This is a genomic window from Nocardioides sp. P5_C9_2 (genome assembly GCF_054049555.1).
This window is the reverse complement of sequence record NZ_JBFUMD010000011.1, coordinates 1-23,739: the sequence shown is the minus strand read 5'-3', so window position 1 is coordinate 23,739 and position 23,739 is coordinate 1. Positions and strand designations below refer to the sequence as shown.

Genomic DNA, 23,739 nt, shown 5'->3' with positions numbered 1-23,739 from the left:
TGCCGAGACCGTGCAGCGGCTCCGTGCCGGCGGCGACGACCTCGACCTGCCCCCCCGGCTGTCGCTGTTCGGCCACACCCGGCTGCCGGTGAGCGAGGTCGCCCTGCTGCAGGCGCTCGGCGAGCTGCGCGAGGTCCACCTCTGGCTGCCCCAGGCGTCCACGACGTTGTGGCGCGCTCTCGCCCCGACGGCGGCCGAGGGCCCGGTCCCCCGCGTCGTCGACTCGTCCGCCGAGGCTGTCGGTCACCCGCTCCTCGCCTCGCTCGGACGCGACGCCCGCGAGCTGCGACGCGGGCTCGGCGAGGCGCCCGTCACCGTCGGCGACACCCCGCCGCTGCCCGACTCGATGCTGGGCTGGCTCCAGCGCGACCTGCGGGCCAACGCCGCCCCCGGGCCCGACCTCCGCGCGAGGCGCACCCAGCCCGACCGTTCCGTGCAGGTCCACGCGTGCCACGGCGCGGCCCGGCAGGTCGACGTGCTCCGCGAGGTCCTGGTGGGCCTGCTCCAGGACGACCCCACCCTCGAGCCGCGCGACATCCTCGTGATGTGCCCCGACATCGAGTCCTACGCCCCCCTGATCTCGGCCGGGTTCGGGCTCGCGGACGTCACGACCGACGGTGCCGGCCACCCGGCCCACCAGCTGCGGGTGCGACTGGCGGACCGCTCGCTCGGCGCCACCAACCCGCTGCTCGCCGTGRCCGCGGCCCTCGTCGAGCTCGCCGGGGGCCGGCTCACCGCCACCCAGGTGCTCGACCTCGCCGGGGCCGACCCGGTCCGCGCCCGCTTCGGGTGGGGCGACGACGACCTCGAGCGGGTGTCGCACTGGGTGGCCGAGTCCGGCATCCGCTGGGGCTACGACGCCGCGCACCGCCGCTCGTTCGGCGTGCCCGTCGACGCCAACACGTGGCGCTTCGGGATGCGGCGGGTGCTGCTCGGTGCAGCGATGTCCGGGCAGGGCCACCGGTTCGTCGGCGGCACCCTGCCGATCGACGACGTGGGCGACGGGGACCTCGAGCTGGCCGGGCGCTTCGCCGAGCTCGTCGAGCGGCTGCACTCCTTCACGACGCGCGCCGAGCGGGCCCGGACCGTCGAGGAGTGGACCTCGGCCATCGGCGACGCGGTGCACGCCCTCACCGCGACCGAGCTGGCCGACGCCTGGCAGCTGGCGCAGTTCGACCGCGAGCTGGGTCGCATCACGACCAGTGTGAGCGGGGCGGCCACGACGTTGCGGCACGCCGACATCCGGGCCCYCCTCCAGCACCGGCTGCGCGGGCGACCGACGCGCTCCAACTTCCGCACCGGCACCCTGACCGTGTGCACGATGGTCCCGATGCGCTCGGTCCCCCACCGGGTGGTCTGCCTGGTCGGCCTCGACGACGGGGTGTTCCCGCGGATCGCCTCCATCGACGGCGACGACGTGCTCGCCCGACGCCCCCTCACCGGCGAGCGCGACCTCAGGTCCGAGGACCGCCAGCTCCTCCTCGACGCGATCGCGGCCGCCACCGAGACGCTGGTCGTCACCTACACCGGCCACGGCGAGCACAACGGCGCCGCCCGCCCCCCTGCGGTCCCCCTCGGCGAGCTGCTCGACGCCCTCGATCGCACCGCCGCCGAGCCCGCCCGCGACCGGGTGCTCGTGCACCACCCGCTCCAGCCCTTCGACGAGGTCAACCTCGTCGCCGGGCGCCTCGGCGGCTCCGCGCCGTTCACCTTCGACCAGACGGCGCTCGCCGGGGCCCTGGCCGCGCGTCGGCCCCGGATCGAGGTCCGCGAGCTGGTGCCCGCGCCGTTGCCTGCGCCGGACTCCTCGACCGACCTCGCGCTGGCCGACCTCCACGACTTCTTCAAGCAYCCGGTGCGCGGCTTCTTCCGCTCGCGCCTGCGCATCGCGACGCCCTATGACGCCGACGAGGCCAAGGACGCCGTCCCGATCGTCCTCGACGGCCTGGAGCAGTGGGCCGTCGGCGACCGGCTGGTCGGCGACGTGCTGGCCGGGGCGGACCCGCAGACCGGGATGGTGGCCGAGCAGCTGCGCGGCCTGCTGCCGCCGGGCGAGCTCGGGGTCGGCGTGCTGACGTCGATCGTGTCGAAGGTCCGCCCGCTCGTCACCCACGGACTGTCGCTGCGCACCGGGCCGGCCCGTTCCCTCGACGTGGACATCGACCTCGGGGACCGTCGACTCACCGGCACGGTCGGCAACGTCTGGGGCAACAACCTCGTCTCGGTCAGCTACTCCAGCCTCGGCGCCAAGCACCGCCTCGCCGCCTGGATCGACGCGCTCGCCCTCGCGGCGGGGCGCCCCGACGAGAACTGGACGGCGCACACCGTCGGCAAGCACCGCAGCGGCGGCCAGGTCGCGATGGTGCGCCCGCTGCCCCAGCACGAGGCGCGGGAGTGGCTGCGCCAGCTCGTCGACGTCCACGACCGCGGTCAGTGCGAGCCCCTGCCCCTGCCGGTGCGGACCTCGCTGGCCTACGCCGAGGACTACCGCTTCGCCCTGACCGGGCGCGACGCCGATCCCGACGTCAAGGCCGACCGCGAGTGGACCACGCCACGCTTCAACGAGTCCGGCTTCCCCCGCGAGGACCAGGACGCCTGGCACGTCCGCGCCTTCGGCGAGCACGCGCCGTACTCCCTGCTCACCGCCCCCCTGCGCGCCGGCGAGACGGGACCGACCCCGCACCGGCTCGCGCACTACGCCTGGCTCACGTGGGGCCCGCTGCTCAGCGACGGCCGCGAGCTGGTGAGGTCCCTGTGAGGACGTTCTCCATCCTCGACCCGCTGCCCACCGGGACGACGCTGCTCGAGGCCAGCGCCGGCACGGGCAAGACGTGGACGATCGCCGCCCTCGTCACCAAGTACGTCGCCGCGGGCGAGGCCACGCTCGACGAGATGCTCGTGGTGACCTTCACCCGGGCGGCCAGCCAGGAGCTGCGCGAGCGGGTGCGCTCCCAGCTCGTCGAGGCGGCCGAGGTGCTCGACGACCCGACCGGGGAGCGGGTGCCCAACGACCTGCACGCCTGGCTGCTCGACGCCGACGACGCCGAGCGGCGCGCCCGGGCCCGACGGCTCACCGACGCCCTGGTCACCTTCGACGCGGCGACGATCGCCACCATCCACCAGTTCTGCCAGCTGGTGCTGCGCAGCCTGGGGGTCGCCGGCGACACGGACGCGTCGGCGACGCTGGTGGAGGACCTCGACCAGCTCRCCACCGAGGTGGTCGACGACCTCTACCTCGCCCGGTTCGCCGGTGAGCGGACGCCGCCGTGGTCGCGCGACGTCGCGCTGCGCATCGCCCGCGAGGTCGTCGGTGACCCGCGGGCGGTGGTCGAGCCGCACCTGGCTCTCACCGAGGCCCCGGACTCCGAGGCTGCGGCGCGCGTCCAGTTCGCACTCGACGTGCTGACCGAGCTCGACACCCGCAAGCGCCGGCTGGGCGTGCTGAGCTACGACGACCTGCTGGTCCAGCTCGCCGACGCCCTGGCCGACGAGGACGCCCCCGCCCGGGCCCGCATGCGGCACCGGTGGAAGGTCGTGCTGATCGACGAGTTCCAGGACACCGACCCGGTGCAGTGGCAGGTCTTCGACCGCGCGTTCACCGGCGCCGCCACGATGGTCCTCATCGGCGACCCCAAGCAGGCGATCTACGCCTTCCGGGGCGGCGACATCGTCACCTACCTCGAGGCGGCCCGCACCGCCGGCACGACCCAGACGCTCGGGGTCAACTACCGCTCCGACCAGGCGCTCCTGGAGCGGCTGCAGGCGATGCTGCGCAGCGCCGAGCTCGGCGACGAGCGGATCGTGGTGCACCCGGTGGAGGCGTCCCACCCCGGCTCCCGGCTCGAGGGTGCCGGCGACCCCTTCCGGGTCCGCGTCGTGGGTCGCGCCGAGATCGGTGCCGGGCCCCGGGCCAAGGTGGCCGTCGGGCGGTGGCGCGACCACGTGACCCTCGACGTCGCCCGCGAGATCAAGCGGCTGCTCCTCAGCGGCGCCACCTTCGAGGGGCGCGCGGTGGCCCCCGGTGACGTCGCGGTGCTCGCCGCCCGACGGTCCGAGCTCCAGGCCGTCCAGGAGGCCCTGGCCGCCCTCGGCGTCCCTGCGGTGATCAGCTCGGGCGGCACCGTGTTCCACACGAGCGCCGCGACCGAGTGGCTCACCCTCCTCGAGGCCGTCGAGCAGCCGCATCGCACCGACCGCGTCCGGGCGGCCGCGCTGACGTCCTTCCTCGGCGTCTCCGCGCTCGACCTCGACGCCGGTGGCGACGACGAGACCGACCGGCTCGCCGACAGGGTGCGCACCCTGGCCGACGTGTTCGCCGCCCGCGGCGTGGCCGCCGTCCTCGAGGCCACGGTGGTCGACGGCCTCACCGCCCGGGTGCTGGCCCGGGTCGGGGGCGAGCGCACCCTGACCGACCTGCGCCACATCGGCGAGGCGCTGCACAAGGTGTCGGTCGACGAGCGGCTCGGCATCGTCGGCCTGCTGGCCTGGCTGCGCGCCCAGGTGGACGACGAGCAGGTGGAGGTGGCCTCCGAGCGCACCCGCCGGCTCGACTCCGACGCGGAGGCAGTCCAGCTCGTGACCATCCACGGGAGCAAGGGCCTGCAGTACCCCATCGTCTACGCCCCGACCCTGTGGAACCGCTACACCGGCAACGACCCCGACGTGCCGCTCTTCCACGACGCCGAGGGCCGTCGCGCCCGGGACGTCGGCGGGGCCAGCCCGTGGCGCGGCGAGCACGTCGCACGGCACCGCCGGGAGGACAGCGGCGAGTCGCTGCGCCTGCTCTACGTCGCGCTCACGCGGGCCCAGTCGCAGGTCGTCGCCTGGTATGCCCCGGCCGCGCTCAACACGCCGGCCTCCCCGCTGCACCGGATGCTGTTCGGGCGCCGCCCCGGCACGCCCGTCGTGCCCGACGAGCAGGCCGTGGTCGACGACGACCGGGTGGTGGAGATCCTCGGCCACTGGCGGGCGGCGGGCGGGCCCGAGCCCGAGCTCGCCGACAGTCCTCCGCCCGATCCCACGCCCATCGAGCACTCACCCCACGAGCTTGCCGCGCGTCGTTTCACCCGGGCGGTCGACACGGCCTGGCGACGCACCTCCTACTCCTCGCTGTCCGCGGCGGCCTCGACCCCGCACGGCGCCGAGCGGACCCTCTCCGAGCCCGAGGAGGTCCCCGAGCTCGAGGACGACGACGACCTCGGCCTGCTCGACCTCGACCCCACACCCGCCGACCCGGACCTCGCGCTCGCGGCCACGCCGTCCCCCATGGCCACGCTCCCGGTGGGCGCGACCTTCGGGTCGCTGGTCCACGCCGTCCTCGAGCACGCCGACCCCGGGGCCGCCGACTTCCGGGCCGAGGTGCTCGCCCACATCGCCGAGCAGCGGGTGTGGTGGCCGGTCGACCTCGACGCCGAGGAGCTCGCCGACGCGTTGGTGGCGGTCTGCACGAGCCCGCTCGGCCCGCTCGCGGCGGACGCGACCCTGCTCGAGGTGGCCGCCACCGATCGGCTCACCGAGCTCGACTTCGAGCTGCCGCTCGCGGGCGGTGACGACACCACCTACACCGTGGACAGGGTCCGCCTCGGCGACCTCGCTCCGCTGCTGCGCCGGCACCTGCCTGCCGGTGACCCGGTCCGGGGATACGCCGACGCCCTCGACTCCGACGACGGGCTGGCCGGCCAGTCGCTGACCGGCTACCTCACCGGCTCGATCGACCTGGTGCTGCGCGTGGAGGTCGAGGGCCACACCCGCTACCTGACGGCCGACTACAAGACCAACTGGCTGGGCGACCTGGCGGCGCCGCTGACCGCGCACGACTACCGCCCGGCGGTGCTGGACGAGGCGATGGCCCACTCCGACTACCCGCTCCAGGCGCTGCTCTACGTCGTCGTGCTGCACCGCTACCTGCGCTGGCGGCTCCCCGACTACGACCCGGCCGCCCACCTCGGTGGCGTGCTCTACCTCTACCTGCGCGGCATGTGCGGTCCCGCGACGCCCCGCGTCGCGGACGCGCCGTGCGGGGTCTTCGCGTGGCGACCGCCGGTCGCGCTCGTCGAGGAGCTGTCGGACCTGCTGGACGGAGTCGGCCGATGAGTGACGTCTTCGAGGTCGTCGACCCCACCGACGCGCGGCTCGCGCTCGCGGCGGACGGGCTGCTCGCCACCTTCAACGCCGCCGGCGTCCTCACCTCCGCCGACGTCCACGTCGCCACCAACCTGGGGCGGCTCGGCGGGGAGGCCGACGCGACGGTGCTCCTCGCCGTCGCACTGACCGCGCGGGCGGTCCGCGCCGGCTCCATCTGTCTCGACCTGGCCACGGTCCCCGACCTCCCGGTCGACGAGCCCCTCCCGTGGCCCGAGCCGTCCGCCTGGACGGCGGCCGTCGCCTCGAGCCCGCTGGTGGACCTCGGGGTGCTGCACTGGGAGCACGGGCTGCTCTACCTCGACCGCTACCACGAGCAGGAGACCCAGGTCCTCGACGACCTGACCGCCCGGGCCGCGTCCACCCCGCCCCACGACCCCACCGTGGTCGACGCCGCGCTCGACCGCGTGTTCGGCGAGGGCCACCACGAGCAGCAGGCCGCGTGCCGCGGTGCGGCGGGGCAGTGGACGACGATCGTCACGGGCGGGCCGGGCACCGGCAAGACCACGGCCGTCGCCGGCCTGCTGGTGGCCCTGCACGAGCAGGCGCACGCCCGCGGCCAGACCCTGCGTGTCGCCCTGGCCGCGCCCACCGGCAAGGCCGCCGCCCGCCTCGAGGAGGCGGTGCACCACTCGGCGACGCGGTTCGGCGAGGCCGACCGGGCGCGTTTGGAGGGAGTGTCGGCGATGACGCTGCACCGCCTCCTGCGTCCACTCCCGGGCAACAGCACGCGCTTCCGCCACCACCGGGGCAACCGGCTGCCGCACGACGTGGTGGTCGTGGACGAGTCGTCGATGGTGTCGCTGACGATGATGGCCCGCCTGCTGGAGGCGGTGCGTCCCGACGCCCGGCTGATCCTCGTGGGGGACCCCGACCAGCTCTCGTCGGTGGACGCCGGCGCCGTCCTGACCGACCTGGTCCGCGGCTACGAGGGCCGCCCCGACTCGCCCGTCGCGGCCCTCCGCACGACGCACCGCTTCGGCGCCGAGATCCGGGCCCTGGCCGAGGCGCTGCGCGTCGGCGACGCCGACGGCGCCCTCGAGGTCCTGGGCGCGGGACACGAGGCGGTGGAGTGGGTGACCGACCCGGACCCCGCCTCGCAGATCCGCAGCACCGCCCTGCCGGCCGCACTGGCCGTCCGGGACGCCGCGGTGGCCGGTGACATGTCCMGCGCCCTCGCCGCGCTGGACCGCCACCGACTGCTCTGCGCCCACCGGGACGGCCCCTACGGCGTGCGCCACTGGAACCGGCGCATCGAGCAGTGGCTGGCCACCGAGACCGGCGACCCGCTCTACGAGCGCGACTACCTCGGCCGCCCCCTGCTGGTCACCGCCAACGACCACGCGCTGCGCATCTACAACGGCGACACGGGGGTGGTGGTGTCGATGCCCGACGGCGGACGACGGGTGGCCATCGCGGGGTCAGGTCCGGCGCCGCTCCACTTCGCCCCGTCCCGGCTCGGTGACGTCGAGACCATGCACGCCATGACCATCCACAAGAGCCAGGGCAGCCAGGCCGACGTGGTCAGCGTGCTGCTGCCCGACGTGGACTCGCGGCTGCTCACCCGCGAGCTCTTCTACACCGCCGTCACCCGTGCCCAGGAGCGCGTGCGGGTCATCGGTCCGGAGCCTGCCGTCCGGGCCGCCATCGCGCGGCAGGCCCAGCGCGCGAGCGGCCTGCGAGTCCGCCTCGCCGGGCAGTGACAGCACGCGCGGAGGACCGACGGACACCGCGCCCACGCTCCGGAACGCGCAACACGTCGGCAACGCGTCGCCGCTAGCCTCGAGCCATGCCGTTCCTGCTGCGTGTCTCGCTGCCCGACGTCCCGGGATCGCTGGGTCGCGTCGCCAGCGCGATCGGTGAGGCCGGGGGTGACATCGAGGCCATCGAGATCGTCGACAAGGGCTCCGAGGGACGCGCCGTCGACGACGTGCTCCTCGAGATCACTCCCGGGACGATGCCCGACTCCGTCGTCTCGGCGTGCAACGCCATCGATGGCGTCGAGGTGCTCTGGATCAACCGGTACGCCGCCGGCGGCAACCTGTTCCTCGACCTCGAGGTGGTCGAGGAGCTGACCACCCAGCCCGCGCACGCGGTCGACCGGGTGCTCGACCTGCTGCCGGTCACCTTCCGCGTGGACTGGGCGACCCGCATCGCCCCCGACGGGTCCGTCGTCCGGGCCACGGACTCGGCTCCCAGCACCCTCGGCTGGATCGGTCTCGACCGGCCCTGCCGACTCGAGGGCGTCGACGACGTCACGCTGTTGTGCGCCGCGCCCATCGACGGTGACGTGATCGTCCTGGGCCGTCGCGGCGGACCGGACTTCCTCGACTCCGAGCTCGCCCGCCTCGGTCACCTGCTCGGGCTCGCGCAGACCATCAGCCGCGTGTAGGCCGCCGCGTCGCCGCGTCGCCGCGTCGCACCGGGTCTCCGCCCGCGGCGGGTCTCCGCCCGCAACTGGCGGCGTACGACACCCCCTCACCCCAACCAGACGTCGTCCCCCGCCAGCTGTGCCGCAACCCGCCGGCCGGGCCGGGTGTCCGCCCGCAAGTGGCGGCGTACGACATTCAGGTCGTCGTTTCCCGCCAGCTGTGCCGCAACCCGCCGGGCGCGGACCGGGTCGCCGCCCGCGAGTGGCGGCGTACGACATTCCGGTCGTCGTCCCCCGCCAGCTGTGCCACAACCCGCCGCCCGGGCCGGGTCGCCGCCCGCAACTGGCGGCGCACGACACCCCCTCACCCCAACCAGACGTCGTCCCCCGCCAGCTGTGCCACAACCCGCCGCCCGCACCAACCCGCCGCCCGCAACTGGCGGCGTACGACACCCCGGTCGTCGTCCCCCGCCAGCTGTGCCACAACCCGTCGCCCGGCGGCCACCGGCGTGGCGGCACACCCGGTCCCGGATGCCAGTCCGGCGGTCAGCCCAAGACGACGACGGCGAGGTCAGGAGGCGGGACGGCCAGCGTGATCTCGTGGTCGTAGGCCTGCCGCACATCGATGCCGCGGCGGCCCTGGTCGGCGTGCTCGCGGGCCAGGCTCTTGCTGGCGGCGTACGCCGCACGCGCGGTCGCCACGTCACCCTCGAAGTCCAGGGGCGCGACGAAGGCCAGCCATGCGGCCGCCAGTCCCGCGGAGGACGCCGCCAGGGCGAGGGTCTCGTCGCGTGTGGACCGGGCGCTGACGATCCGGGACTCCAGGACCTTCTTGGCGCGGGCCACCTCGGCGTTCCTCCTGCTCCGCGCCTGTGCCGCGGTCAACGGCCGGGCGAGGCGGGACTCGGTCCAGGCGGTCGCGGTCGTCAGGATGTCGATCTGGTCGACGGTCACGGTGACCTCGTGGCCGGCCAGTCCGGCCAGCGCCGGAGGCAGGAAGGCCACCTCCTCCTCCGGCACCCTGTCGGTCTCGGACAGCTCGAAGGTGTCGGCGACCAGGACCACCCCGCGGCCACCCCCGCCGGAGCCGCCCGAGGTGCTCGCCCCCTCGACCATCGGGATCACCTCACCCGTGTCCACGGTCGCGGCCCCCGCCTGCACGACCTCGTGGCCGGCGGAGTACGTCGTCGTCCGACCGGGCCTCCGCGGCACCGTCGCACCGTCGAGGCGGACGACGACGCAGCGGTGGCTCGTGCCGGGGACCGCGTACAGCCACGATCGCAGGACGGAGGAGTACGGCCCGGACCGGTCCCGCCCCGTCCGAGCGGCGACCAGGGCCATCGAGGAGGCGCCGTCGAGGCCCGACTGCCGGCAGGCGTCGACGTGGGAGACCGGGAGCGAGGCCGCGGCCACCGCCGGCGTCAGCCCGACGGCAGACCCGAGCAGCGCGGCGACGAGGACGGCGCGGACGAGACGACGGGACACGAGGAGCTCCGAGGGATCGAGTGGAGGAACCGCGCCAGTATTCCCACGACGGGCGCGCTCCACGTCGAAACGGGCGATCCCGCCGCCCGACCCGGGCGAGGTCAGGCGCGCTCGAGCAGGAAGATCGGGATCTGCCGGTCGGTCTTCTCCTGGTACGACGCGTAGGTGGACCACGTGGCGACCGCGTGCTGCCACCAGTCCTCCCGCTCGTCACCGGACAGCTCGCGGACCCGGTAGGTGTGCTTCTCCGCCTTGTCCTGGAGGTCGACCTCCGGGTGCCGGCGGAAGTTGTCCGCCCACGCGGGGTCGTCGTCCGCGCCGCCCTTGGACGCCACCGCGAGGTAGGCGCCGTCCCGCTCGACGCGCATGACCGGGTTCTTGCGCAGCTTGCCGGAGGTCGCGCCGACGGAGGTGATGACGACGATGGGATACGGCGTGCCGGGCAGCGTCCCGCCCTTCTCCCCGTTCGTCGTCTCGTACTCCTCGACGTTGTCCCGGACCCACTTCGCCGCGCTCGGGACGTACTCGCCTGTCAGTGTCATGCGGGCCACCACACCACGTCCGGGCCGCAGATTCCAGAGGCCGGGTCGGCGTACGGCGGCACGCGGACGTTAGGTTGCGGACATGAGTGCGATCGACGGAGTGTCCGAGATCTTCGACGCGTCCCAGTGGGACGACGTGCCCGGCTTCGAGGACCTGAGCGACCTCACCTACCACCGGGCGAAGGCGCACGGGACCGTGCGGATCGCCTTCGATCGGCCCGACGTGCTCAACGCGTTCCGGCCGCACACCGTCGACGAGCTGCTGCGCGTCCTGGAGCACGCCCGCACCAGCGCGGACGTCGGCTGCGTGCTGCTCACCGGCAACGGGCCCGGCGCCAAGCACGGGAAGTGGTCGTTCTGCAGCGGCGGCGACCAACGCATCCGCGGCAAGGCCGGCTACCAGTACGAGACCRGGGGGCACGACGACGCCGGCGCCCCGCCGAACCCCATCGACAAGGCCAAGCTGGCCCGCCTCCACATCCTGGAGTGCCAGCGGCTGATCCGCTTCATGCCCAAGGTCGTCATCAGCGTCGTCCCCGGCTGGGCGGCCGGCGGCGGCCACAGCCTGCACGTGGTCAGCGACCTGACCCTGGCGAGCCGCGAGCACGCGCGCTTCAAGCAGACCGACGCCGACGTCGGCTCCTTCGACGGCGGCTACGGCTCGGCGTACCTCGCCCGGCAGGTCGGCCAGAAGTTCGCCCGCGAGATCTTCTTCCTCGCCGACGAGTACGACGCCGAGACGATGCACCGGATGGGTGCGGTCAACCGGGTGGTCGACCACGCCGACCTCGAGGCCACCGCCCTGGAGTGGGGCCGCAAGATCAACGGCAAGTCCCCCACCGCGCAGCGGATGCTCAAGTACTCCTTCAACCTGCTCGACGACGGGCTCGTCGGCCAGCAGCTCTTCGCCGGCGAGGCCACCCGGCTGGCCTACATGACCGACGAGGCGCAGGAGGGCCGCGACCAGTTCCTCGAGAAGCGCGACCCCGACTGGTCGCCGTACCCCTGGTACTTCTGATCGTCATGTCCCCGCGGCCGGGGACAGGTCACAGCACGGCCGCGGCGGCCGCATAGCCCGCCGCGCACGCGCCGAGCCCCACCGCCAGGCTGGCCGCGCAGTTGTAGAGCGCGGTGAGCAGCGAGCCCTCCTCGAGCAGCCTGACTGTCTCGAAACCGAAGGTCGAGAACGTCGTCAGCGCACCGCAGAACCCGGTGCCGACCAGGGTCAGCACCCAGGCCGGCGCCCCGACGTCGACGACGGCCGCCGCCGTGACGCCCAGGACCAGCGAGCCCAGCACGTTGACGGTGAAGGTGCCCCACGGGAAGACGCTGTCGTGGCGGGCCCGGACGAACAGGTCGGTGAGGTAGCGCAGGGGCGCGCCGATCGCACCGCCGAGGAGCACCATCGCGACCGTCACCGCCGATCCCCCTCGGAGCCGGCGACCCCGCCGGCGTACCGGATGACGTCGACCGGCTCCAGGATCACCAGGCCCTCGATCTCGAGCTCGTCCAGCTCGGGGAGGAAGGCACGGATGCGGTCGTCGGTGTCCACGATGACCACCGCGACGGGCAGGTCCTCACTCAGCGAGAGGAGCCGGGTGGTGTGGATGTGGTTCGACCTGCCGAAGCCCTCGATGCCGCGGAAGACGCTCGCGCCCGCGAGGCCCGCCCGGTGGGCCCGGTGCACGATCTCGGTGTAGACGGGGTGGTGGTGGGTCTGGTCGGACTCCCCCAGCATGATCGTCAGCCGGGTCGCGGGGCCTCGCAGTGTCATGACGTCCTCCCCCGGTCGGCGGGCACGGCGGTGGCGTTCTCGGGAGGGACCGACGGCCGGCGTCGTCCCCGGCGCGGCGACCCGCGGGTGGCCAGGCGTGCGGACGCGATGCCGAGCCACACCGCGCCCAGCCCGGCCAGCAGCGAACCGCCCAGGTAGGCCCAGGCGGTCACGAGCTGGCCGTCGACGAGGAGGTGACGTGACTCCAGCATGTAGGTCGAGAAGGTCGTGTAACCGCCGAGGAGTCCCACGCCCAGGAACGGCCGCACGTAGCGGTGCGGGGGCCACACGTCGAGCACGAACACCATCAGCATGCCGAGGGCGAAGCCGCCGGAGACGTTCTCGATGAACGTCGCCCACGGGAAGCCGGTCCCCGACCACGGCACGAGCTCACCGACACCCCAGCGCGCCAGGCTCCCCAGCGCACCCCCGGCGCTGATGACCAGCAGCACGTCCCACTGCGACCCGCCGAACGCGAGCCTTCGGTGCGACACCCGCGCGACGTCCTCGGCGGACGTGTCGGGATCGATGTCTTCGGGCATGGGAACTCCTACCTGTGTCAGGTAGGGACTGTCGGTGGCCCGGCGCCACGGTTGTCGGCGAGCCCCACCGCCATCGTGTGGACCGATGGTAGCCCGGCGCGCGGTGACGGCGTGGTTGGCTGGGGTCGTGCGCATCGTCGTCCTCACCGGAGCCGGTATCTCGGCGGAGAGCGGGCTGCCGACGTTCCGTGACGCCGACGGCCTGTGGGAGGGCCACGACCCGATGACGGTGGCGACCCCCGAGGCGTACGACGACGACCCGGACCTCGTGCACCGGTTCTACGACGAGCGGCGCGCGGCCCTCGCCCGGGTCCGGCCCAACGCCGCGCACCTGGCCCTGGCCCGGCTCGAGGAGGCGCTGGGCGACCGGCTGCACCTGGTGACCCAGAACATCGACGACCTCCACGAGCGCGGCGGCTCGCGGCGCGTGCACCACATGCACGGTCGGCTGCGGGCCGCGTGGTGCACCACCTGCGACGAGCGGGCCGCGTGGGAGGGCCCGCTGCGGGACCGGCCGGCCTGCCCGGGCTGCGGGGAGCCGACGCTGCGGCCCGACGTCGTGTGGTTCGGCGAGATCCCCTACGACATGGACGCCGTGGAGCACGCGCTGTGGGAGTGCGACCTCTTCGTCTCCATCGGCACCTCGGGGCTGGTCCACCCGGCCGCCGCCTTCGTGCACTACGCGGTCGGCAACGGCAAGCAGACCCTCGAGCTCAACCTGGACGCCAGCGAGGCGAGCGACGACGTCCACGAGTCCCGTCGCGGACCGGCCACCGAGCTGGTCCCCGCGTGGGTCGACGAGGTGCTCGGCCGGCTGTGAGCCGCCGGCAGTGGGTGGCAGCCCTGAGCGGGCCGGCCGAGGACGCCGGTCGTCACCAGGTGACGACGAGTGCCTCCGGCGGCTCGGCGACCGGGAGGAACACCCGGAACGTCGACCCCTCGCCCAGCTCGGAGTCGACCTCGATGCGGCCGCCGTGGCGCTCCACGACGCGCTTGGTGATCGTGAGCCCGAGCCCCGTGCCCGGTCGCTCGAGGGCCTGCCTGTTGGTGCTGCGGAAGAACTCGGTGAACAGGCCGGCCCGGTCCTCCACGGAGATCCCGAGACCCTCGTCGGCGCACTCGAGGACCACCTCGTCCCCCTGGCGGCACAGCGACACCCGCACGCTGCCGCCCGCGTCGGAGTAGCCGATCGCATTGGCGACCAGGTTGGTCACCATGCTCGTCAGCGACGTCTCGTCCCCGAGCACCGACAACGGCACCGCGGGCGTCGACGCGACGAGCGTGACGTCGCGCTGCCCGGCCGCGAGCGTCGCCTGCTCGACCACCGTGCCCGCGACCCGGCCCAGGTCCACCGGGACGGCGTCGAGCTCGCGCGCGGGGTCCCCCACCTTGCTCAGCGTCGTCAGGTCCTCGACCAGGGTGGCGAGACGGTCGGCACCCCGGCTGATCGCGTCCAGCGACACCTGGGCGGCGGCGGGCAGACCCGCCACGTCGGCCAGGGAGCCCAGCATCTCGGCATGCCCGGCCACGACCCCGATCGGGTTCTTGAGCTCGTGGGCGAGCGTGGCGATGAGACCCGCGCGGTAGTCGTCCACCCGACGCAGCTCCTCGGCGGCCTCGCGCTCACGCTGCGAGGCCCGGGCGKTGAGGATGGCGCGGCCGAGGTCGTGCCCGACGTCGAGGGCGGCCGAGCTCTCGTCGTCGGTCCACCCGGCCCGTCCGGGTGCGCGGGCGATGACGATCATCCCGAGCGCCTCGTCGCCGGCACCGACGGGGACGACCACCACCWGGCCGAGCCCTGCCGCGGTCAGGTGGGCGACCAGCTCGTCGCGGCGATCGGTGTCGAGGTCGTCGTCGCCCCACAATCGTGCGCCGTCCATGAGCAGCACCCGCTGGCTCGCCCAGCACGCGCGGGCCGAGGCCTGCACGGCACGGTGCAGCGAGGGGTCCGGCACGCCGAGGCCTCCCTCGGGGTGCACCACGGCGGTCTCACCGAAGACGTCGACGGCCAGCACCTGCGCCCGGAAGGACTGCACCAGCTCCCGGCCCGCCATTCGCAGCAGCTCGTCGAGCCCGTGCCGGCTCACGGCCGAGCGGACCACGGCCCGGGCGCCGGTCGCCAGCCGGATGCGGGCGGCGTACTCCTCGCGCTCGATCGTCGTGATGACGGCCTGGAGGCCGACGTCGAGGTCCTCGCCCATCGCGACCAGGCCCTYACGCGTGGGTCGCCGCCGCGTCAGGGGGACGTCGAAGTAGACGAACGCCCGCAGGCGGCCCGAGGCATCCCTCAGCTGGGCCACGAGCATGTCCTGCGGGTGCCACGCACCCGGATCGTCGGAGACCTCCCCGTCGGGTACGACGACGTACGGCTCGATGCGCGCCCACGCCTCCCCCGTCATCGCCTCCCAGGCCACGAAGGTGAACACTCCGACCGCCTCGCCGAGCTCCACGGCGGGGTACATCGCGTCCAGCGGGGAGCTCTGTCCCTCGAGCTCGCGCGCGGCCGGGTCGTCGGTGGCGATCGCGACGAACTCCATCCTGTCGTCGCTGCGGCGCACCTCGATGGCGCAGATCCCGTAGCCCGCACGACGCCGCAGGTCGTCCGCGATGCGCCACAGCTGGGCGCGGGAGGCGGGCTCACCCCAGCCGCCCTGGTGAGGGCGCTCGGGCGCGACGACGCGCTCGCTGCTCGTCATGCCCCTCACCTCCGCCGTACACGATGACACGCAGGCGCCGTCCGTGGGACCTGTTTCACCGAGTCAACGCGTACGCCGCAGCAGTGCGCCGGCGTGCGCGGGCAGCTCGAGGCCGTCGGTGACGAGCGAGGCACCGGCCGGCGTCGTGAGGAGGACCTCGTGCTCTCCGGGGAGCTCGACGCGGGCCGTCGAGGCACCGACGTTGACGACGACGGTGACCGCGCCCCGGCGCATCACCAGCGTGCGGGCGTCCTCGTCGACGTCCACGTCCACCCGGCGCAGGTCCGGGTCGGTGAGCTCCGGCAGCTCGCGACGCAGCACGSCCAGCCTGCGGTAGACGTCGAGCAGCACCGCGTGACGACCGGACCCGAGCTCGTCCCAGTCCAGCCTGGAGCGCTCGTACGTCGCCCGGTCCTGCGGGTCGGGCACGACGGCGGGGTCCCAGCCCATCCGCTCGAACTCCGCGAGCCGACCCTCGGCCGTCGCCCGGCCGAGCTCCGGCTCGGGGTGGGAGGTGAAGAACGCGAACGGCGTCGAGGCCGCCCACTCCTCCCCCTGGAAGAGCATCGGGGTGAACGGGGAGGTGAGGGTCAGCAGCGCCGCGCACGCGAGCTGGTCGTCGTCGAGCGCCTCGGTGATCCGGTCGCCGCGGGCACGGTTGCCGATCTGGTCGTGGTTCTGGTTGGCCACCACCAGCCGCCAGGCCGGCATCCTCTCGACGTCCACGGGCACGCCGTGCGGCCGGTTGCGGAACGAGCTGAAGGTGCCGTCGTGGAAGAACCCACGGGTGAGCACCTTGCCGAGCGCCGTCAGCGGCTCGAAGTCGGCGTAGTAGCCGTCGGTCTCGCCGGTGAGCGCGACGTGCACGGCGTGGTGGAAGTCGTCGCTCCACTGGGCGTCGAGGCCGTAGCCACCACCCTCCCGGGGCGTGACGAGCCGCGGGTCGTTGAGGTCCGACTCGGCGATGAGGGTGAGCGGGCGCCGCTGGTGGGCCGACAGGGCGGCCACCTCGACGGCCATCTCCTCGAGCAGGTGGACCGGCGACGCGTCGGCGAGCGCGTGCACCGCGTCGAGCCGCAGCCCGTCGACGTGCATGTCGATGAACCAGCCGCGCACGCTGTCGAGGATGTAGCGGCGCACCTCGTGGCTGCCCTCCCCGTCGAGGTTGACCAGGTCGCCCCACGTGTTGGCGCCCGCCTTGAGGTAGGGCCCGAAGACGGGCAGGTAGTTGCCCGACGGTCCGAGGTGGTTGTGGACGACGTCCTGGATCACGCCGAGGCCGGCCGCGTGGCAGCCGTCGACGAAGCGCTGGTACGCCGCGGGGCCGCCGTACTGCTCGTGCACGGCCGACCACAGGACACCGTCGTAGCCCCAGTTGTGGGTGCCGTTGAAGGCGTTGACCGGCATCAGCTCGACCAGGTCCACCCCGATCGAGCGCAGGTGGTCGAGTCGCCCGAGCGCGGCGTCGAAGGTGCCCTCGGGCGTGAAGGTCCCGACGTGCAGCTCGTAGATGACCGAGCCCGCGAGCTGGCGTCCCGTCCACGCCTGGTCGGACCACTCGTGCGCACCGGGGTCGAAGGTGCGCGAGAGCCCGTGCACGCCCTGCGGCTGGCGTCGCGACCGCGGGTCGGGCAGCGGGCTGTCCGCGTCGTCGACGAGGTAGCCGTAGTCGACCGCCCCGTCGGGCACCGGGCCGGTGGGGGTCCACCAGTCGTCGGCCCGGCGGGCCATCGGCACCCGCGCGTCGCCGACCTGCAGGGTCAGCGACTGCGCGCGCGGCGCCCAGACGTCGAAGCGGCCGCGTACCGGGTCGAGCGGTGCGGAGCTGCGGGTCAGCAGCGCCACCGGCAGGTCGCCCAGCAGCTCGGCGAGCAGGACGTCACCGGTGTGGACGTGACCCGAGATGGCGTCGGTCCACTCCCCCGCGGGGAGCGGGAGCGTCGTGGTGCCCCAGCCRCCGCGTCGGGCCAGGCCGAGCGGGAGGCGGGTGGCGACGGTGATGGCGCCCCCGCGGTCGAAGGCCAGCACGTGGTCGGCGGCCTCGCCGGTGGCGGCGAGAGGCGCGTAGGAGTCGAAGAGCTCCGCCTGCTCGCGGCGGGCCAGCAGTCCGGCGCGGGTGACGAGCAGCTTGGCCGCCCCGGGGTCGTCCACGCCGCCGGTCAGTGACGGGCGCCCGCCCTGCTCGACGGCGTCGAGCAGGGAGCGGCGTACGCCGTAGTCGACGGGCCGACGGTTGTCGGGGTCGACGAGGGACTGCTCCCAGAGCTCGCTGCCCTGGTAGACGTCGGGCACACCGGGCATCGTGATGGCGACCAGCTTGGCGACCACCGCGTTGCTCCAGCCCGCGTCGGCGACCGCCGCCAGCACCTCGTCGACGACGGATCGCACCTCGGGCCGGTCGATCGCGGCGTCGACGCACCGGTGCACGGCGGCCTCGTAGTCCTCGTCGGGGGCGGTCCACGTGGTCCGGTCACCGGCCTCGCGCATCGCCTTCTCGGCGTACCCGTGCAGGCGCTGACGCCAGTCCCCGTCGAGGCCGGCGGCCGGCCAGGCGCCGACGATCGCCTGCCACAGCAGGTTGCCGAAGCCGGGGTCGGGCAGCGGCACGAGGGCGAGGAGCCGGTCGAGGGCGCCCTCCCACAGGTCGGGGACCTCGGCGAGCGCGGTGATCCGGGCCCGCACGTCCTCGCCCCGCTTGGTGTCGTGTGTCGAGAGCGCGGTCATCGCGTGCGGCCACTCGCGCTGGCGGGTGGCCATCGCGTCGTGCCACGTGTCGGCGGTGATCGAGAAGACCGACGGGTCGGCCCCGACCTCGTTGAGCGAGGTGAGACGCGACCACCGGTAGAAGGAGCAGTCCTCGACGCCCTTGGCCATCACCATGCCGGAGGTCTGCTGGAAGCGCAGGGCCGGCGGCTGGGCGGGGTCGGAGAGCACCGGCAGCAGCACGTCGAGGGTGTCCGCCAGGTCGGGTCGCAGCTCCCGGGCGAGCGCGAAGGCCTCGTCCAGGTGCTCGCGGCCGCCGGGCAGGTAGGAGCGGTAGACCGGGAAGCAGGCGACGAGCTCGCCGACGGCGTCCTCGGTGTCGGCGGGCGCGTCCGGGATCGCCACGCGCAGCTCCCGGCCTATGCGCAGCACCTCGGAGCGCAGGATCCCGTCGGCGACGGCGCGCTTGTTGTCGTGGACCATCGCGGCCCAGTCGACGGGTCCGCCGCGCAGCCGCTCGTCCAGCGCGCCGAGGGCCTCCGCGGCGGTCGGGTCGGTGAGGACCCGGTCGATGAGCGCCATCGCGTCGTACCCCGTGGTGCCGGCGGTCGCCCACTCGCGGGGCAGCTCCTCGCCGGGCTCCAGGATCTTCTCGACCAGCACGTAGGCGTCGCCGGTGAGCTCGGCGAGGTCACGGAGGTAGCCCTCGGGGTCGCGCAGGCCGTCCGGGTGGTCGACCCGGAGGCCGTCGACGAGACCCTCGGAGAACCAGCGGCCGATCTCGTCGTGGGAGCGGTCGAACCACTCGCGCTCCTCGACCCGGATCGCGGCCAGGGTGTTGACCGCGAAGAAGCGGCGGTAGTTGAGACCGGCGTCGGCCGTGCGCCACGACACCAGCTCGTAGTGCTGACGGGCGTGCACGTCCTGGGCGGTGAGCCCGAGCTCGTCCATGTCGTCCGCCGTGCCGGGGGCCAGGGGGAAGGCGTGGTCGTGGTAGCTCAGCTGCCCCGCCTCGACCACCAGGTGGTCGATGGTGCCGTCGTCACGGAGGTCGTCGTCGCCCACCACCGGGATGCGCAACCGGCCGCCACCGGCCGCCCAGTCGATGTCGAACGCGTCCGCGTAGTCCGAGGCCTGGCCGTGGGTCAGCACCGACCACCACCACGCGTTGTCGCTGGCGCGCGCCACCCCCACGTGGTTGGGCACGATGTCGACGAGCACGCCCATCCCGAGCCGGTGGGCCTCCGCCGACACCGCCGACAGGCCGGACACCCCGCCGCGGGCGGCGTCGATGCGGCCGTGGTCGGACACGTCGTACCCGTGGTTGCTGTGCGCCTCCGCCGCGAGCAGCGGCGAGAGGTAGACCCAGTCCACGCCGAGGTCGTGGAGGTAGGGAAGCACCCGCGCCGCCTCGTGCAGGTCGAAGTCCTCGGTGATCTGGATCCGGTACGTGCTGACGGGCGTGCGCATGGTGCCTCTCGGTGGGCTCGGCTCGGTCGTGTCGTGTCGGGCTCGGTCGTCCCCGCGTCAGTCCCGGGCGGGTTCAGTCCTGGTCGTGGCGGTGCCGCTCGTCGGCGGCCGGGGTGGCGTCGACGTGGCCGGCGTCGGCGAGCGAGGCCAACGACGCGGCGACCGAGTGGTCGGGCTGCGACTCGGGCTCGGCGTGCTCGCGCAGCACCACGAGGCTGTGGGTCCCCAGGGCGAGCGTCGCGCCCGCCTCCAGGGTCCGCTCCTCGTCGGCCGACCCGCCGGTGTCGATGACGACGTCCCACGCCGCGGCGTACTCGTCGCTCGGCAGGGTCACGTCGGCCGGGCCGTCGGCGTTGAAGTAGAGCAGGAAGTGGTCGTCGGTGATGCTGCCGCCGCGGGCGTCCTTGCCGGCGATGCCGTCACCGTTGAGGTACATCCCGATCGCCTTCTGGCCCTCCCACTTGTCGTCCTCCATGGGGGTGCCGTCGAGCGCCAGCCACACGATGTCGTTGAGCCGCTCGCCGTCGCCGGTGCGCACCGTGTTGCCGGTGAAGAAGCGCTTGCGGTGGAACGTCGGGTGGCTCGCGCGGAGCTTGGCGACCGCGGAGGTGAACTCGATGAGCGGCTTGTCGGCCCGGTCCCAGTGGACCCAGGCGATCTCGCTGTCCTGGGCGTAGGTGTTGTTGTTGCCGTTCTGGGTGCGGCTGAGCTCGTCGCCGTGCAGCAGCATCGGCACGCCCTGGCTGAGCAGCAGGGTGGCGATGTAGTTGCGCTGCTCGCGGGCGCGGGCCTCGAGGATCTCCGGGTCGTCGGTCGGTCCCTCGACGCCGTGGTTCCACGAGCGGTTGTGGCTCTCGCCGTCGTTGTTGTCCTCGCCGTTGGCCTCGTTGTGCTTCTCGTTGTAGGACACGAGGTCGCGCAGGGTGAAGCCGTCGTGGGCGGTGACGAAGTTGATGCTGGCGAACGGCCGGCGACCCGAGTGCTCGTAGAGGTCGGAGGAGCCGGACAGGCGGGACGCGAACTCGCCCAGCGAGGGCTCGCCGCGCCAGAAGTCGCGCACGGTGTCGCGGTAGGCGCCGTTCCACTCGGTCCACTGGGGCGGGAAACCGCCGACCTGGTAGCCGCCGGGGCCGATGTCCCACGGCTCGGCGATCAGCTTGACCTGGCTGACGACCGGGTCCTGCTGCACCATCTCGAAGAAGGTCGAGAGCTTGTCCACCTCGTAGAACTCGCGGGCCAGCGTGGCGGCGAGGTCGAACCGGAAGCCGTCGACGTGCATCTCGGTGACCCAGTAGCGCAGCGAGTCCATGATCAGCTGCACGGAGTGGGGGTGGCGCACGTTGAGGCTGTTGCCGGTCCCGGTGTAGTCCATGTAGTAGCGCTGGTCGTCCTCGACGAGGCGGTAGTACGCCGGGTTGTCGATGCCCTTGAAGCTCAGCGTCGGGCCGAGGTGGTTGCCCTCGGCGGTGTGGTTGTAGACCACGTCGAGAATGACCTCGATGCCGGCGGCGTGCATCGCCTTGACCATCGACTTGAACTCCTGCACCTGCTGGCCCTCCACGCTCGAGGCGTAGTCGGCGTGCGGGGCGAAGAAGCCCAGGGTGTTGTAGCCCCAGTAGTTGCGCAGGCCCTGGTCGAGCAGGGTGGAGTCCTGGACGAACTGGTGGACCGGCATCAGCTCGATGGCGGTGACGCCGAGCTTGGTGAGGTGGTCGGTGATCGCCGGGTGCGCGAGCCCGGCGTACGTGCCGCGCTCGTCCTCGGGCACGTCCGGGTGCAGCTGGGTGAGCCCCTTGACGTGCGCCTCGTAGATGAAGGACTCGTTGTAGGGGATGTTGAGGCGGCGGTCGCCCTCCCAGTCGAAGAACGGGTTGATGACCACGCCGAGGGTCATGTGGGCCGCGGAGTCGTCGTCGTTGCGCGAGTCCGGGTCGCCGAAGTCGTAGCCGAACAGCGACTGGTCCCAGTCGATCTCGCCGCTCGTCGCCTTGGCGTAGGGGTCCAGGAGCAGCTTGTTGGGGTTGCACCGCAGCCCCTGGGCCGGGTCCCACGGACCGTGCACGCGGTAGCCGTAGCGCTGCCCCGGCTGCACGGTGGGGATGTAGCAGTGCCACACGTAGGCGTCGACCTCGGTGACCTCGAGGCGGGTCTCGGTGACCTTGCCGCGGGGGCCGACCTCGAAGAGGCACAGCTCGACGCGCTCGGCGACCTCGCTGAAGAGGGCGAAGTTGGTGCCGCTGCCGTCGAAGGTGGCACCGAGCGGGTAGGGCGTTCCTGGCCAGATCTGCACGGGGCTCCTAGATAGTTGGATCGTTCAAAGACTAGCCGTTCACGCGGGCCGGCCCTCCATCCTGACCACAGGCCTGACGCCACGCACGCGGCCCTGCACCCTTGCGGGTGGAGCCGCGTGTCACCGCCCTCAGCGCCCGTTCTCGCTGAAGTGCTGGTAGTCCTTCGCGGTGCTCCAGCCGCCGCCCCACTCCCAGCCGATCCGCGCGAACGCCGCGATCACCGGACCGGCCGGCACCACCATGCCGGGACGCACCCGGTCCCGCCGGAGGTAGGCGCTGGCCAGCTCCGGCAGCACCACCTCGCCCTTGACGTAGGGGTTCTGGAACGTGTTCACGTCGATCGCGAGGCCGTAGGCGTGCTGGGAGAAGTACGACGCCCCGGTCGCCGCACGGCACACGAAGGCACCCGTCCCGTTGCCGTCCCCGGTGGGCGGCGCGTCCGGGTCGTAGGACCGCACGATGACGACCTGCTCCTGGGGGAAGCGGCGCCGGAACAACGTGCCGAACACGGCCGCGACGTCCTCGGCGGACCGGGCGTTGACCAGCAGCTCCCCGGTGTGCGCGCGGTCGTCGAAGCCCCAGAACTTCAGCCGCACCCAGGCGAGCTCGTCCGCCGCGACCGGGCAGCCCTCCGTCCACGTCGAGCGGGCGACCACCCGGGCGGGCGCCGGGGACACCACCGTGGCGCGGTAGCCCCGGCCCGGGAGCATCGCCACGGTGTCGGGCAGCGTCCAGCGGCGGTGGCGCAGGGCCGGCGGCGTGGGCCGGACCTCGCCGAACCCCGCGTCGGTGCGCGGCAGGTCCCGCGTGCCCAGCCAGGCGGGTGGTCGGGAGCCGAAGCCGGTGGCCGGGGCGTCGATCGTCCCGTCGGTCGGCGGGGCGGGCGCGTGCGTCGTACCGGCGAGGACGAGAGCGGCGACGGCGACCTTGAGCACGCTGGGCAGGCTAGTCGTGCGTCGCTCGTCACGACCGCGTCCACGCGAGGTGACTGGCCGGTAACATGGTGGTCATGACACGCGAGATCTACGACGAGGACCACGAGGCCTTCCGCGCCTCGGTCAAGGAGTTCCTGGACCGCGAGGTGGTCCCCCACCTCGACGAGTACGCCGAGGGCCACGGCCTGAGCCGGGAGTTCTGGCTGTCCGCCGGCAAGCAGGGCTTCCTCGGCCTCGAGATCCCCGAGCAGTACGGCGGGTCCGAGGCGGGCGACTACCGCTTCAACGCCGTCCTCACCGAGGAGCTGGCCAAGGTCAACATGACGCTGCCCTCGTGCCTGGGCATCCACGCCGACATCGTGGCGCCGTACCTCGTGCACCTCACCAACGACGAGCAGAAGGAGCGCTGGCTGCCCCGGTTCTGCTCCGGCGAGCTCCTCACCGCGATCGGCATGACCGAGCCCGGCGGCGGCTCGGACCTGGCCAACCTCAAGACCACCGCGGTCCAGGACGGCGACGACTGGATCATCAACGGCTCCAAGACCTTCATCACCAACGGCGGCAGCGCCGACATGGTCGTCGTCGCGGCCCGCACCAGCCCGGAGAAGAAGGCCAAGGGCATCAGCCTCTTCGGCGTCGACACCTCGCTGGACGGCTTCTCGGTCGGCCGGGTGCTCGACAAGGTCGGCCAGGACGAGTCCGACACCGCCGAGCTCGCCTTCGAGAACGTCCGGGTCAGCAACGCCGACCTGATCGGCCCCCTCGACACCGGCTTCATCTCGATGATGC

The 23,739-nt window shown here is 73.3% G+C and carries 16 protein-coding genes; 7 read left to right on the top strand and 9 right to left on the bottom strand.

The window, feature by feature from the left end:
- The 4 genes from recC to ACXJKL_RS01335 all read left to right on the top strand — a co-directional run.
- A partial coding sequence (recC, locus tag ACXJKL_RS01350) for an exodeoxyribonuclease V subunit gamma (RefSeq protein ID WP_457205248.1) occupies positions 1-2,758 on the top strand: 2,758 nt, incomplete at its 5' end.
- Entirely contained in the window at positions 2,755-6,093 is a 3,339-nt protein-coding gene (locus tag ACXJKL_RS01345) for a UvrD-helicase domain-containing protein (protein WP_457205247.1), read from the top strand. The genes recC and ACXJKL_RS01345, both read left to right, overlap by 4 nt.
- Positions 6,090-7,844, top strand: coding sequence for an exodeoxyribonuclease V subunit alpha (recD, locus tag ACXJKL_RS01340; protein WP_457205246.1), 1,755 nt, complete (start codon positions 6,090-6,092; stop codon positions 7,842-7,844). Before ACXJKL_RS01345 ends, recD begins: the two co-directional genes overlap by 4 nt.
- Before the next feature lie 86 nt (positions 7,845-7,930).
- Complete coding sequence (locus ACXJKL_RS01335; protein ID WP_457205245.1) at positions 7,931-8,533, top strand: ACT domain-containing protein; 603 nt, start codon at positions 7,931-7,933, stop codon at positions 8,531-8,533.
- Positions 8,534-9,058: 525 nt separating this feature from the next.
- On the opposite strand, the gene ACXJKL_RS01330 is transcribed toward ACXJKL_RS01335, so the two are convergent.
- Both ACXJKL_RS01330 and ACXJKL_RS01325 read right to left on the bottom strand, forming a co-directional pair.
- Positions 9,059-9,997: a hypothetical protein gene (locus ACXJKL_RS01330; protein ID WP_457205244.1), complete on the bottom strand. Its 939-nt coding sequence runs from the start codon at positions 9,995-9,997 to the stop codon at positions 9,059-9,061.
- Between the two features lie 101 nt (positions 9,998-10,098).
- Positions 10,099-10,539 carry a nitroreductase family deazaflavin-dependent oxidoreductase gene (locus ACXJKL_RS01325; protein ID WP_457205243.1) on the bottom strand — a complete coding sequence of 147 codons (441 nt, stop codon included), beginning with the start codon at positions 10,537-10,539 and terminating at the stop codon, positions 10,099-10,101.
- Between the two features lie 82 nt (positions 10,540-10,621).
- Here ACXJKL_RS01325 and ACXJKL_RS01320 point away from each other — a divergent pair, with 82 nt between their 5' ends.
- Positions 10,622-11,557, top strand: a complete 936-nt coding sequence (locus tag ACXJKL_RS01320; protein ID WP_457205242.1) for a 1,4-dihydroxy-2-naphthoyl-CoA synthase — start codon at positions 10,622-10,624, stop codon at positions 11,555-11,557.
- A 28-nt stretch (positions 11,558-11,585) separates the two neighbouring features.
- Here ACXJKL_RS01320 and crcB read toward each other — a convergent pair whose 3' ends face one another.
- From crcB to ACXJKL_RS01305, 3 genes are read right to left on the bottom strand one after another with little or no spacing between them, the layout of a single operon-like run.
- Positions 11,586-11,957, bottom strand: coding sequence for a fluoride efflux transporter CrcB (gene crcB, locus ACXJKL_RS01315; RefSeq protein ID WP_457205241.1), 372 nt, complete (start codon positions 11,955-11,957; stop codon positions 11,586-11,588).
- Positions 11,954-12,313, bottom strand: coding sequence for a DUF190 domain-containing protein (locus ACXJKL_RS01310; RefSeq protein ID WP_457205240.1), 360 nt, complete (start codon positions 12,311-12,313; stop codon positions 11,954-11,956). The genes crcB and ACXJKL_RS01310 overlap by 4 nt, the downstream gene beginning before the upstream one ends.
- Complete coding sequence (locus ACXJKL_RS01305; protein ID WP_457205239.1) at positions 12,310-12,855, bottom strand: fluoride efflux transporter FluC; 546 nt, start codon at positions 12,853-12,855, stop codon at positions 12,310-12,312. Before ACXJKL_RS01305 ends, ACXJKL_RS01310 begins: the two co-directional genes overlap by 4 nt.
- A 127-nt stretch (positions 12,856-12,982) precedes the next feature.
- Here ACXJKL_RS01305 and ACXJKL_RS01300 point away from each other — a divergent pair, with 127 nt between their 5' ends.
- A complete protein-coding gene (locus ACXJKL_RS01300; RefSeq protein ID WP_457205238.1) occupies positions 12,983-13,675 on the top strand; it encodes an NAD-dependent deacylase in 693 nt (230 codons plus the stop codon).
- Positions 13,676-13,727: 52 nt separating this feature from the next.
- On the opposite strand, the gene ACXJKL_RS01295 is transcribed toward ACXJKL_RS01300, so the two are convergent.
- The 4 genes from ACXJKL_RS01295 to ACXJKL_RS01280 all read right to left on the bottom strand — a co-directional run bounded on the left by ACXJKL_RS01295 (position 13,728) and on the right by ACXJKL_RS01280 (position 22,950).
- On the bottom strand, positions 13,728-15,551 hold the full coding sequence (locus ACXJKL_RS01295; protein WP_457205237.1) for a sensor histidine kinase: 1,824 nt from the start codon (positions 15,549-15,551) through the stop codon (positions 13,728-13,730).
- A 63-nt stretch (positions 15,552-15,614) separates the two neighbouring features.
- The gene (treY, locus tag ACXJKL_RS01290) at positions 15,615-19,724 is read right to left on the bottom strand and encodes a malto-oligosyltrehalose synthase (RefSeq protein WP_457205236.1); all 4,110 of its coding nucleotides are present in this window, start codon (positions 19,722-19,724) and stop codon (positions 15,615-15,617) included.
- 73 nt (positions 19,725-19,797) lie between these two features.
- Positions 19,798-22,014: a glycogen debranching protein GlgX gene (gene glgX / locus ACXJKL_RS01285; protein ID WP_457205235.1), complete on the bottom strand. Its 2,217-nt coding sequence runs from the start codon at positions 22,012-22,014 to the stop codon at positions 19,798-19,800.
- A gap of 129 nt (positions 22,015-22,143) precedes the next feature.
- Positions 22,144-22,950, bottom strand: a complete 807-nt coding sequence (locus ACXJKL_RS01280) for a M15 family metallopeptidase (protein WP_457205234.1) — start codon at positions 22,948-22,950, stop codon at positions 22,144-22,146.
- A gap of 74 nt (positions 22,951-23,024) precedes the next feature.
- Between ACXJKL_RS01280 and ACXJKL_RS01275 the strand changes: the two genes are divergently transcribed.
- Positions 23,025-23,739, top strand: a 715-nt coding sequence (locus ACXJKL_RS01275; RefSeq protein WP_457205233.1) for an acyl-CoA dehydrogenase family protein, incomplete at its 3' end; no start/stop codon positions are given.

Coding starts and splice junctions, on each gene's coding strand:
- ACXJKL_RS01335 (WP_457205245.1), top strand. CDS start 7,931: ATGCCGTTCCTGCTGCGTGTCTCGCTGCCCGACGTCCCGGGATCGCTG.
- ACXJKL_RS01325 (WP_457205243.1), bottom strand. CDS start 10,539: ATGACACTGACAGGCGAGTACGTCCCGAGCGCGGCGAAGTGGGTCCGG.
- ACXJKL_RS01310 (WP_457205240.1), bottom strand. CDS start 12,313: ATGACACTGCGAGGCCCCGCGACCCGGCTGACGATCATGCTGGGGGAG.
- ACXJKL_RS01305 (WP_457205239.1), bottom strand. CDS start 12,855: ATGCCCGAAGACATCGATCCCGACACGTCCGCCGAGGACGTCGCGCGG.